Source organism: Ohtaekwangia kribbensis, from assembly GCF_042676245.1.
GTDB classification, from domain to species: Bacteria; Bacteroidota; Bacteroidia; order Cytophagales; family Cyclobacteriaceae; genus Ohtaekwangia; species Ohtaekwangia kribbensis.
Genome location: NZ_JBHTKA010000014.1, coordinates 73,931 through 87,079, shown reverse-complemented (window position 1 = coordinate 87,079; position 13,149 = coordinate 73,931). Strand labels below are relative to the sequence as shown.

Genomic DNA, 13,149 nt, shown 5'->3' with positions numbered 1-13,149 from the left:
GGCAAATTAGCCAGGTTCTTTTTACCGGGATTGATTTCCGTTGACTAATTTCGTTCCCCGTTTAAATCAAATTGTCAATGAAGTAAATCTTTAATCTTAAATCACCCATGAAAAAGACCCTAAAAACCCCGGCCTTACTGGCTGTCCTCCTCTCTTGTCTGACGCTCAGTTGCGTTCTTTTTACCGGTTGCGATGATCATCCGGATGTATGCGTAAAATGTTCTGCCACGTATGCTAAAGAAAGAAAAGTAAAACAGATTGTATTCTACGATGGTGAAGGAAGTCTGAAAGCAAAGTATAGATTCTACTATACCAACTTCCTTGTAGACAGCATTACCAAAGTATCGTATGGCAGTGCCAGTGCCAAAGTTGCCGCTACGGATAGTGTTATTACCCGTTTGAAAGTACAGTATGCTTCCGGTGAATGTATTCCTTCTGCTTATACTGCCAAAACGTATATACCGGCAAATCCTGTAAGCGTTGAGAAAGCGTTCTTCTCTATCTCCGGAGATGAAATCACTAACAAGCATCTGGCGTTCTATCCGGATGAAGACTTCCTCGCAGTAGATAAAACTGCTGATATAGACTATTCGTATGATGGCAGCGGAAGAGTATCTATCCGCAACGGTACGGACTATGGTATACTGGTTTGGCCTAACCTGTATGGCAATGAAAATTACTATACCTATACCGGCAATAACATTACGCACATCGTAGCACAGAAAGAACAAGCTGGTTATACCCTGGACAATACATTTGATGCCCGCAACAGTCCGTTCAATATACAGGGAGGCGTATTATACTATCTGAACCTTATCTCCTACCCTGACGATGAATATTTTGAGACACTGGCAGTGGATCGCAACAACCCAACCAAAATGGTATATAAAGGTACGGATACATCTAACAGCCATGTTACCATAACATTCACCTTGACATACAGCTATGATGGATTGAGCTACCCTGTGAAAGTAAATATCCATGAGGCAAAACAGGATGAAATTTATGGCGATAGCCAGACTAACCACGGCACATACCTGTTCTCTTACTACTAGTATATAAGTCTATAGCAAAACCAAGAGAGGCCTTCCGCGCGGGGGGCCTCTTCTATTTATACCAGCCAGATGTATACCTGCAGGCAGAACGTAACAGGCCCCCTGAACCTTCAACACGGCAAATTTGTTACACTTATGTTGGGCAGCGTTTTCCGCAATCGGCATTTCTGTCGGCCAGCTGCTCTGCGTGGTTTTCAATTTATGTAGCAAAACATTGGCCTTGTCAATATACTTATGTACCTTCCTTGGTCGTTTATAGGTAGTCGTATATAAAAATTCGAAAACTATGTACGTACGATTCATTCTACTGCTGTTTGTATTATTGACCGCGTGCCAGTCGGGCAGGATTGCCTGCCCCGAGCCGAAGTTTGCCAAACTGAAAAAATCAACTCCGCACCGGAGCTACTATTCGCCACAATTCTCTGCAGCGAATGAAGCCGAAGAAGAAAACCGACAAACCAAGGGCACCCGACCCAATTCGAAAATGATCACGCATGTGTCGGTTGAAGAATGGGACTGTCCACAACCCGGCAAGAAAAAGTATATGCCGAAAGAGGTTAAGCAGAACATTCGCAAAAACATGAAACGGATATCTTCCGATAAACAGAATGAAGCTGATTCTGTGCAGACCCAATCAAACAGACGTTAATAGCTTTTCTTATCAACAGGTTCCTATACCTTATCATCGAATCAATTCGTACTTTTCGGAAAGAATTTTTTCCACCGTATGAATTGGTCTGAGAAAATGAATACTCCATTTCCTTTTTACCTGGATGATGATCGAAAGAATATCATTTTCATCCTGGTAGTAAGTCTTTTTGTAGTAGCATTTCTCAGTATTTATCAACCGGCATTCTCCCAGCATGTGCCGCTTTCCGTTGCGCAAAACTTTCTGTTCGGAGGCGTTACGTTCGCGATTCTCTTCATCGACATTATACTGTTACCCAAATTTTTTCCAAAGGCATTCGATAATTTTACACTTGGCAAGTATATACTTATCACTATACTGCACCTGGTGCTTATCGGTATCGTCAGTACTATTATCGATGAGTTATTTATCTGCCCGCAACTAACGTTGTGGCAAAATATAAAAGGTGCAAACCTGCAGGTTGCTCTTACCGGCTTTATGCCTGTAACAATTATTTTTCTTTTTCTGAAGAACAAGATGCTGCAACAAAATCTGAAAAGCGCGCTAACAGCAAACCAGCAACTTGAAAAGATCAAGACCTTAAAAAAGGAAGTAACAGTTAAGCCGGGCGCCAACAGTCTCATCGTGCTTCATTCGGATACGAGTGAAACACTCAGCCTTCATCTGCCCGATCTTTTATTTATTGAAGCCGATGACAACTACGCTACCGTTGTATGGAAAAACGGACAAGGCATTCAAAAGAAATTGCTGCGGGTAAATCTCAAGAACCTGGAGACGCAGATCAATAATTCGTTTGCTATTCGCTGTCATCGTTCGTACATCGTTAATGTCTATGCGATCAGCAACATTACCGGTAACACGAACGGTTATAAGCTTCAGATACTGGATACCGATCACCTCATACCGGTTTCGCGAGCCAAGGGAAAAGAGCTCATCGAAAAAATACAACAATTACGAAACGTGATGGAACTAGCCTGACCGTTGTAAAAAAGGTAATCGTTCCCATTCACCATCTGCCACAAAAGGCTTCCTTTTGCCCCATCGACTCGCCATCCGCGACAAGCAAGCTCCTGTTTACTTCATTGCACGGCAATTTTCATCAGCGGCCTCTTTCTTCGCGTAATCAATTTTAAAACTACAGCTTATGAAAAAATATATTCTCACCATCGTATTGGCAGCCGCTGTGCTGACCGCATCCGTTGCTCAGGAAAAAACAGCACCACGCACTGAGTTCACCGTAGAACTATCAACTTCTTCGCTGGAAATAAAAGCCGGTGAAACAAAAGAACTCACATTAACACTGAATCGCTCGAAGCAATATTCGAAATCAAAAGCAACGCTGGGTCTTTCATCGGGTTTGCCGGAAGGCGTTACCGTAACGTTCGAACCAACAGAAGGTGTATTGGACAATAGTATTGTAAAAGTTGCCGTAGCAGAGCATGCAAAGGCAGGAAGCTACATGATTATACTCAACAGCACGATGCAACATAAAAGCAAAGGTGCAACACTAAAGCTTGTTGTAACAGGCGGAGCAGGAGAAGCAGTTTCTAAAAATTAGTCATGAGCTGTCAGCTGCGAGTTTCGAGTTTGAAACGGCAGCTGACAGTTTTATAGTTTTTACTCCAGTCGGATGCTTTCTATAGCAATGCCATGTTTGGCTTGTAGCTGATCAACCGCGATGCCAGGACCAATTGATACCTGGATCGTTTCTACACCACTGATATCAAAATCACATACTGCTGACGGCTTGAAGAAATAGGGGAGGAAACCCGGATACGGTCTCGGCAGTGTTACAAGGTTTACACTTTTAAGATCCGTCAGATTAATGCTATAATCAGCTGCGTCTACCCCTACCGTTATAACGCCACCATACGCAGAGCCATCGCGCATTACCAGCGCCAGTTGTAACTTGCACGGACTTCCATTCATTGCCCGGCCGCGAAATACCAATCGCTTGCTCTGCAACACGTCTTGCTTACGACCGGAGATTTTCTGTCCAAAGAAGAAGCGCATGGAATAATCGTGTATGGCTTCACCATTTTTATTTTCCGGATCGACCTCAAACAATTTGGCAACATTTACCTGCAACTCGGCTTTGCCCGGTTCGGCAGCAGGAACTATAGTCGAACTGCGAAGCCACTGCCGTGATAGCGCACTGGCATCTGTAGCGGCATTGAATATATATACCGGTGCATTCTTACTGAGTACGGCCACTGTATACGGTGTGCCGTAAAAATCCCAATCAGACGGTTTGCTTTCCAGCGCAGCGGAGCCGGTATAGTATATATCATTTGCTTTTGCAGTAATGAAATACCGAAGCATTCCGGCCTTAATATACTTTTCAGGAAGTATCAGCCGATAGGTATAGCCACTTACATGCTCCATGGGCAATACGTCCGGACGCCACCCCGAACCAAACACACTCACCTCTACAGATTGAGGAATATTTTTGGTAACAATCGTTGCCTCCATGGTATGACTGTTGCCTTCTTCAAGTTCTGACGATGGCTTATGCAAGATATATACCTTGTCTACCTCGGTTGCAGGGGCTGTAAATTCTCCCAGAGTAATATTTTTATAGCGGGTTTGTGCATTTACGTTCGTTGTTACGCCTTGCTTCGTTATGATATACGTTCCCGGTGCAACAGTAATCGTGTTGCCTTGTGCCTTTGCTGTATATATATTACCGGCATTAATACCTTTAACCGTATAGTTGCTGCCCAGATCCGGAAGCACAATGGACAACGGCCATGTTCTGTAGTTTACCACCGCGATCTTTTTCTTCGGACTGTTTTGTCCAAACGGATCGTTTATCCATATAGCATCCGGTAACACTTCAAGTCTCCATACCCCAGGTTCAATGCGATCGAGGAAGTAGGCCCCGGTGCCGCTATATTTTACGATCGGAGAATTTCCCCAGCCTGCAATTTCCTGCAGTTTATCAACAGCCGCTGGTGTTGTTGAGGTATGATTGGTATAGAAGAATTTAGTTTCCGTTACCATCTCCGCCAGGTCCTTCTCATAACTCACTTTGAAATTTCCGAACGATGCATTGGCCGGATAGCTCCCATAGTTTTTATATAATGGTACCTGGTGAAATACCTCAGCCGATATTTTGAGACTCAATGCTTTTTGAGGAGCATACGCCAGGTTCATGTAATGTGTATTATACTCCGTGTTTACATCGGCCATATAGGTGGGGTCGTATGCAAAGTGTGTTGCAATCTGCATACCGGCTTCCCGGAAACTTCTGGCCATGGCCGGGTATATATAGGAGCGACCTACATCTGCCGCATCAAATTCATACACCAGTTTAGCAATCTTTTTAAATTTGGCATTTGAGGCAAACGGTATACTATATTTATCAACGTTGGGGAGCAGGTTGCCGCCAAGCTCGTGGCCTGAACCTAAACCAGTAGGATACCACTGAAATGTACCACCCTGTATACCGGCATTGAAGTACGCATCGGCCAGGTGGACACTGTGACTGATGTTGTAAAATACAGGTTTCTTGCAGCCCGTGTTCTTCATTGCCTTGATCATACGACTAATGAAAGTCGTTACTTTTTCTGGTGCTTCACCATGGTGCGGTTCATTGGAGATTTCGAAGGCAATAATATCCGGATCGTTCTTATAAGCTATGCCGGTATAGGGGTTAACATGATTCAAAAATTGATACAAGTATTTCTCCTGCGCCTTGATGGCATCTTCATTTGTGAGACACGCTTCTTTTCCATACTTCGTAGAAAAACCGGGGGTCTTTTCTTCCGGCTCCGGGTATCCATTTGGCCAGTACGCTATCGGGGTTAGCATGAATTTCATACCACGATCTTTCATTTTCTTCAACATATAGTCAAAGAGTTTGAGGTGTTCATTATTCAATATATTTCCCACGCTATCGCTGATCTCACAGTCCCATACGTGTACTCGGTACAAGTCAAAACCCAGTCGCGCAAAATGGTATACATCGTTATCGATTGCCTGCTCTAGCGGGATATCCTTCTTTTTCGCTGCGCGATAGCCGTGCGCAAACGGTGCAGTATAGTTTACACCGAAAGCACGCACTTCTTCATTTGTTTTACCCCAGCGCATTACGCCATTCTTATCTACATATACATCGTTCGTCTTTTGAGCCACTGCCCCGATGCATACAAACAGTAAAAGAACAATGCATAAAAATTTTATATACTTCATCATTACTTCGCTTGTCTCCTTATAGTTAAAATTTACTAAGCTCCATTTCGCGATCACTATTCACGAAAAGTGTTCACGCAGATGTTATTTGTAAGCGTGCTTGGTATAATCTATAGCCTCCACCGTGTTACCGGCAAAATCAAAGAACGCGCAGTTCTCCCACGAAGAACCCGTGCCCCACAGGTCTTTCATTTGTGAGCTGATCCATGCAGGTTCCCAGTATATTATACCCTGACCGCCACCGTCCAATACCTCCTGTGTCATCTTTATCATGATGTCGGATTGACCTTTTTTGGTATAGGGATATCCTGCAATAGCCGATTGACTTCCAAAGTGATTATTATAGTTATCGTTGCTACTGGTAGTCCATGGGTAGGCCGTTTCGAGGATAAGCACGGGGCGGTTATACTTACTTTTAAATGTCGCTATCTTATCAGACAATTGATCCAGCCCTACCGTTGTGTGCCACAGCGGATAGTATGAAAAGCCAATCATATCAAACCCTGTAACAGTACCTTTCGTTGTCATGTTATCAAACCACCATTCTACATTCTTGGGATCTGCAACATGCAACAGTGTTTTTGTTTTTATCGCAGAGTTTGCCGCTACCGCCTTTACAGCATCGAGTGCTCCGTTTACAACTATTCCCATTTGCTGCCAGGCTCCGTTGCAAACATTGCAGGCAGGGAATCCATCGGGTGCTTCCGTATATAGAAAGCCGCAGTTGGTTTCATTACCAATCTGCACCAGTTCGGGCATCAGTCCTTTTGCATTCAGATACGACAACGTGCTATGGGTATAATTATATACTGAATCTCTGAGCACGGCTATATCTTTAATATCCCTCCAGGCTGCCGGTATCTTTTGATTTTCCGGATCGGCCCACGTATCAGAGTAATGAAAATCAAGTAATATAGCCATGCCTTGTGCACGTGCCAACTGAATGGACTTCGCTACATCCTGCAAATCGTTATAGCGTTGCGTACCGGCATCGCCATATACTTCCTTCGTCCAGGAAGGATTGTGCCACAGGCGAAGACGCACAAGGTTGGTGCCGTGCTCCTTAAAAATCACATACGGACTTTTCGTGATGCCGCCATCTTTATATATACCCTGATGATCGAGTATCTGGTTGACATACGAAAGGTCGGCCCCCAAATAAAAACCGGTGAGGTCGCGGGGTTTCTGTTCTTCCACTTCTTCCTCAGGCTCGGTTAGTGTCTCATCTTCCTTGCAATTCACGAATGAGAGCAGACCGATCGTAAGCACCAGCGGCCATATACTTTTGAATTTCATTTCGACTTAAACATTAATAGATATATACTGAATTATAGTGCTAGTTAAACGCACTGAATCCTTGCAGCGCTTTCCAGCTAAAATCAAATAGTGTTGCATTCTCCCAGCTTGAACCATTCTCCCAATCCGTAGCAGACGATCCGTTGTAGGCTGTCCAATCAGGTTCCCAGTATACTACGCCGACTCCGCGATTGTTGGGTATAGATTTTACAGTTGCCATGAGTTGTTCCAGAAATGCCTGTTGTCCTGCCGGAGTAAGCGGATAACCGGAAATCAGACTTCCTGATCCCAACACATTGCCCGCTTGATCAACATAACCGGTTGTCCATGGATATGCGGTCTCAACCACGATGGCCGTTTTACTATACCACGATGTCAGGTTGTTTAACTGGTTATATACATCCGTGAAACTTTTACCGTGCCACTGCGGGTACCACGAGAACCCCATGATGTCGTACTGTATACCAAATTTACTACAGCGCCAGAAGAAATTATCAGCCCATATACCGGCATAGTGTAACATTACTTTTGTATTGGGAAACACGGCCTTCACAGCATTATACCCGCTGTTGATAGCATACTCGAAACTATTGTCCCAATTGGTATCGCTGTCTGCAGACACCTTGAACGTTGGCCAGAGAAAACCTGCGTTGATCTCGTTACCAATCTGCACAATAATTGGTGTTGTTCCCTGGCTCTTGAGCTGGTTCATAACATCGGTGGTATAGGACCATATCTTATCGATCAACTGTTGTTGTGTAAGACTACTCCATGCTGCAGGTTTTGTTTGTGTACCGGGATCAGCCCACGTATCCGAGTAATGAAGTGTCAGCATGAACTGCATACCCTTCGCCACAACTTTTTTAGCTTGTTCCTTTACCGCTGCGAGGCTACATTCTTTATGATTAGCATCCGGATTTACCCATAAACGCAGGCGCACCAGATTTACATTGGCACTCTTCGCTATATCGAACACTGTACCGGCCGTGCCATTGGCATAATAAAATTTACCACCGCGCTGCGTTTCAATTTTATAAGCGAACGACAGATCCATTCCGCGGTAAGTAAGTCCGCTTGCTCTTGCATTCGCAGATGCCTGTTCGGATTGTATGGTCTCATTCTCCGCGCTCTTCTCCTCTATAACAACCTCCTGTTGACAGCCCACAAAAAATACCAGCAGCCATACGGCTGACATCGTTACTATATATTTCTTCATGACTAACAGTTTTATATGTATATATTTTGAGAATCAAGGAAGGATGTGCAAGGCAACCTGCCCCACACATCCGGATTGGTTGGTTAGTAGCGATCAGTTGGTATACCCATCGTTTTGTTCAATGATGCCTTTTCCTTCTATGATCACAGCGCTTGGTATCGGGAACAATACCTGGTAATCTTTAGCGTCTTTACCACGTGCTTTGGCACTCGATATAAATTTACCGTGACGGATCAGATCCTGTCTGCGTACACCCTCTGCAAATAACTCACGACCGCGTTCGTCCAATATAGCATCGCGGAACTCATCCTGCGTCATGTCTTCAAAATCAGCAACGTTGCTGCGACTGCGCACTTCATTAACATACGCGTATGCTTCGGCCGGGCCGCGTTGTTCGTTGATCGCTTCCGCTACCGACAGATATACTTCTGCCAGACGGAACACCACTGCATCGATCGCGTATCCCGGGCCATCTCCGTTAAAGGAAGTATACTTCAACGGCAGCGGGCCTTTCCACCAGGTATCGGTGCGATCTACTTCTCCCCAATCGGCTGTATAAGCGTCAATGATCACCGACTTGCGTTCATCGTTCGCATCAAATTTATCGAAGAAACTCCACGGCATGTTGTAACCGCTCCATCCACCTACTTTACGCGTGATTGATCCCGCCTGGCGGAAATCAGAAGGCAACACTTCCTGTATATAGTAGTTTGGTGTAGCATCGCTCGCAGGCACAGCATAGATCAACTCGTTATTACCGCGTTTTGTAAATATATCGGCATAGTTTGGTTCAAGAGCATATCCCATTTCGAGTATCTCTTTTCCGATAGCTTCAGCTTTTGCCCACTGTTTGGTATGCATATATAGTTTCAACAATACCATTCGTGCTACACCTTTGGACACACGGCCCCACTGTGAAGTATTTCCATTATACATATCTTCCAGGTCAGGGATTGCCTCTGTAAGATCTTTCTCCATCTGCGCAGTGTATTCGGCATCGCTCAGGCGTGGTGTTATCTGGGTGTCATTGAGGGTAGCCGGATCGAGTTTTACATTTACCGGTCCGAAGAAATCATAGAGTATATACATAAGCCAGGCACGCAGTACTTTCGCTTCGGCTACATATTTCTTGCGTACTTCTTCTGTTCCGCCGGTAGCATTGCTGATCTTGTTGATCACATCCGTAGCACGGGCAACGTAGCGAATCTTATAGTATACGGTCTCATTCGAACCTGACCATGTAGAAGGGCCGAATGTAAAGTTCTCCAGGTTTGGGTCCCAGCCATTTACCATCTCATCCGTAGTAAGGATACTGCGCATCAGGTAAGTTTTATTATCGGCATTGTAGAGTGAGTTATACCACACACCATCACCGGGATCAGTCATGCCCCAGTTGGTGGAGAATGGACTATATAACGCAACTACTGCTACATTAAAGTCTGCTTCGGTTTTGAAAAAGTTCTCAGGACTTACCTGCGTGTATACTTTTGTTTCGAGCGCATCGTCACAGCTTGCCAGTGGCACAAGTATAGCTGCCATGGCGATCAGAGTACGCATCAGGGAACGCTTGCTATAGTGATGTATATTTTTCATACGTACGTTCATTTTAGAATTTGAGATTAACACCAAAGGTTGTTGACAATGCCTGTGGATACGGGTTCACTTCCGTGAACTCCGGATCATACCCGTTATAGTTCGAGAACACGGCCAGGTTCTGCACATCTACGAAGACGCGTGCTGACTGAATGAACTTCCTGTTACCCCATAACTTGTCAGGTAAACGATAACCCAATGTTATATTCTTCAGACGAACAAAGCTCGCTTTCTCCAGGTAGAAATCATGTGTACCGGTAGGGTTGCTTCCGCTATATGGGTTGCTCGCTATACCAGGCAGGTCGCCCGTTGAATTTTCCGCTGTCCAGATGCGCGATACATCGGTTAATGTATTCTGCGAGTTGGTGTTCGCGATGCGCAGTGGATCATAGAAGCCAGAGTAATTATTGAACGCTGATTGTCCTAAGAAACCATAGAAGAAGAAGTTCAGATCGAAGTTCTTATAGGTAACAGTATTACCCAAGCCTACATTCCACTTCGGACTGGTGTTTCCCAGCATCACTACATCTTTACTGTTCAGTTCACCATCACCGTTGCTGTCGATATATTTAATGTTACCCGGTTTGGCACCTGCCATGTATGAAGGCACATCGCCTGTGCTGGTAATGATACCATCGGTGCGCCAACCGTATACTGCGTTGATCGGATCGTTCTCCCCTATATATTCCGGTAATGCCACCTGCGGATTACGTTCTACCCAATATGCTTTGAAGGTTGAGACGTTGAGCGTAGTAGTCCAACGCAAAGAACCATTATCAACGTTGGTTGATGTAAGCGAAAGCTCAATACCCTGGCTGCGGGTAGACCCTACGTTGGCAGCTACTTGCCCATCGGCATTGTTGGACGGAAGTCTGTTGAAGTCCAATAGATCTTTTGCTGTACGTTGGTAAATTTCGAAGGAACCACTGAGGCGGTCGCTCCATAATCCAAAGTCGAGACCAACGTTGATCATCACATCGGTTTCCCAGGTCAAATTCTGATTACCAACCTGCGCGAGCGTTACACCATTATAATAGGTGTTACCAATGAGGTAGTAGAAACCTGATTCATACAAGTCGAGTGCATTTGTTGGTGAGATACGATCGTTACCCACTGTTCCGTATCCCGCACGCAGTTTCAGATCAGAGATAAGTGTTGAGTTCTTGAGGAAATCTTCCTGATTGATACGCCATGCAGCCGATATACCGGGGAAGAATCCATATTTATCTTCCGGGAATGTGCTGGAACCATCGCGTCTGCCGGTGAACGTAACGATATATTTATCGAGAAGTGAATAATTCGCTCGGAAGAACTGCGATATCTTGGTTGCGTTTGGCGAACGATATGAACTCATAATCGCCTTCTCCTTATTGGCACCTATACCAATGTTATTATACTGTAATGCATCGGTGAAGAAATCAACGGCCTGCATGCTGAACGACTCCTGCACGCTGTTATAGTATCCGGCACCGAGTACCAGTGAAAGATTACCGGGACCGACTTTTTTATCGTACGTAAGGAATGCTTCCGTTGTATAGTTGTCCAGACTACCCTGTCCCAATTGCGCCATACCTTCCGGTAACTGCGAGTTCTGCACTGCGCGTGGCAAATAGAAGTTACGCGTAGATGATTGCTTATCGATACCTACTACTACATTACCTTTTAAGGCATCAGTGATTTTTACTTCCAGTGTTGGCGAAGCAATGATGCGGCTCGTGCGCGTTTTATCTTTAATAGCAAGGAACGCTACAGGGTTGGTAATAAGCGGATCGAATGTCTTCGTATAGTTACCATCTTCATCGTATACCCCCACCGTTGGCGAGAATGCATACGCAGATTGCAGCATGTTATATTTCTCCACACCACCCGCGTTCGCACCAGACGATGCGTTGTTGTTGTTGATCTGGCTTAACGTAAGGTTCAATCCAAACTTAACCCGACCTCCGAGTTTTTGCTCCAGGTTTACGCGACCGGTATAGCGAACAAAATCAGAGTTCTCCAGAATAGCTTTGTTGTTATAGTAGTTGAACGAAGTATAGAGTTTGGTTTTATCCGTTCCTCCCGAAAGCGAAATGTTGTGTTCCTGTATACTTCCATTGCGCATTACCTTATCGGTCCAGTCAGTACCGGCACCGGCAGTGCGAATTTGTTCATCGGTAAATTTCGGAGTAAACGCACCTACGGAAGATGGATCGGTAGTGCCATACGGAGCAATTCCGTTATCATAGAGATATTTATCTTTCGCCAAACGATTCTGCTGTTGCATGAACTGTGTGGCATCGAGCAGGTCATAATAATCTTTCGGAGATTGTATAGTATAGCTTCCGCGATACTCTGTTGTTACAGCTCCGGCCTTTCCACGCTTCGTAGTAATCAGCACAACACCGTTTGCTGCGGCAGATCCATATATAGCGGTAGCACTCGCATCTTTCAATATATCGATCGACTCTATATCGGAAGGATTTATACTGCTGAGCGGGTTGCGATCTACACCACCATAGTATCCTAAATTACTGTCGTTAAGCGAAGGCTCAGCGCTGCCGTTGTTGAGTACGGGTACACCATCAATGACATATAGTGGAGTATTATTTCCGTTCGGAGAGATAGCACCACGAATATTTACATTGAGACCACCACCGGGCTGGGCGCTGCGTTGTGTGAGGTTAAGTCCGGCAGCACGACCTTGCAACAGGTTATCAATTGAAGTGTTAGCAACCTGCGGAAGTTCGGATGCCTTTACCGATGACACAGCACCGGATATATCCTCCCTGCGCTGTGTACCGTATCCAACCACCACAACTTCACTCAGCGTCTGGATGTCGGGCATCATTTGAATATTTACCGAGGTCTGGTTGTTGATCGCCAGCTCTTCAGACAAGTATCCTATAAAAGAGAAAACCAGTGTTCCCGAACTTTGAGACTCTGGTATAGAAAGCGAGTAAGCACCAGCCTGATCGGAAACAGTTCCCAAACTTGTTCCTTTTAAAAGAACATTCACACCGGGCAGCTCACTTCCGTTTTCATCCGTAATCTTTCCCGTGATAACCTTCTGCTGTGCCTGGAGACCGTAGCACACCGTTATCAGCATGGCCATTGTAAAGAGTAATTTTTTGATCATACGTAGATGGTTTAAGTTTTTCATCAAC

9 protein-coding genes are annotated in these 13,149 nt (G+C 45.0%); 4 read left to right on the top strand and 5 right to left on the bottom strand.

From position 1 onward, the window contains the following. The first annotated feature begins 107 nt into the window (after positions 1-107). The 4 genes from ACFQ21_RS26250 (at position 108) to ACFQ21_RS26235 (ending at position 3,262) form a co-directional block, all read left to right on the top strand. Positions 108-1,055: a hypothetical protein gene (locus ACFQ21_RS26250; protein ID WP_377584635.1), complete on the top strand. Its 948-nt coding sequence runs from the start codon at positions 108-110 to the stop codon at positions 1,053-1,055. A gap of 286 nt (positions 1,056-1,341) precedes the next feature. Beyond that, the gene (locus tag ACFQ21_RS26245; RefSeq protein WP_377584632.1) at positions 1,342-1,704 is read left to right on the top strand and encodes a hypothetical protein; all 363 of its coding nucleotides are present in this window, start codon (positions 1,342-1,344) and stop codon (positions 1,702-1,704) included. Between the two features lie 96 nt (positions 1,705-1,800). Continuing rightward, the gene (locus ACFQ21_RS26240) at positions 1,801-2,682 is read left to right on the top strand and encodes a LytR/AlgR family response regulator transcription factor (RefSeq protein WP_377584629.1); all 882 of its coding nucleotides are present in this window, start codon (positions 1,801-1,803) and stop codon (positions 2,680-2,682) included. 166 nt (positions 2,683-2,848) lie between these two features. Further along, positions 2,849-3,262 (top strand): hypothetical protein, encoded by a 414-nt coding sequence (locus ACFQ21_RS26235; protein ID WP_377584626.1) that lies wholly within the window; start codon positions 2,849-2,851, stop codon positions 3,260-3,262. Positions 3,263-3,321: 59 nt separating this feature from the next. Here the strand turns inward: ACFQ21_RS26235 and ACFQ21_RS26230 are convergent, their stop codons facing one another. The 5 genes from ACFQ21_RS26230 to ACFQ21_RS26210 form a co-directional block, all read right to left on the bottom strand. Continuing rightward, positions 3,322-5,901, bottom strand: coding sequence for a membrane or secreted protein (locus ACFQ21_RS26230; protein ID WP_377584623.1), 2,580 nt, complete (start codon positions 5,899-5,901; stop codon positions 3,322-3,324). An 81-nt stretch (positions 5,902-5,982) separates the two neighbouring features. Next, positions 5,983-7,194, bottom strand: coding sequence for a glycoside hydrolase family 53 protein (locus ACFQ21_RS26225; protein WP_377584620.1), 1,212 nt, complete (start codon positions 7,192-7,194; stop codon positions 5,983-5,985). Between the two features lie 40 nt (positions 7,195-7,234). Further along, a complete protein-coding gene (locus tag ACFQ21_RS26220; protein ID WP_377584617.1) occupies positions 7,235-8,410 on the bottom strand; it encodes a glycoside hydrolase family 53 protein in 1,176 nt (391 codons plus the stop codon). 93 nt (positions 8,411-8,503) lie between these two features. After that, the gene (locus tag ACFQ21_RS26215) at positions 8,504-10,003 is read right to left on the bottom strand and encodes a RagB/SusD family nutrient uptake outer membrane protein (RefSeq protein WP_377584615.1); all 1,500 of its coding nucleotides are present in this window, start codon (positions 10,001-10,003) and stop codon (positions 8,504-8,506) included. 13 nt (positions 10,004-10,016) lie between these two features. Next, positions 10,017-13,121: a SusC/RagA family TonB-linked outer membrane protein gene (locus ACFQ21_RS26210; protein WP_377584612.1), complete on the bottom strand. Its 3,105-nt coding sequence runs from the start codon at positions 13,119-13,121 to the stop codon at positions 10,017-10,019. Between the last annotated feature and the right edge of the window lie 28 nt (positions 13,122-13,149).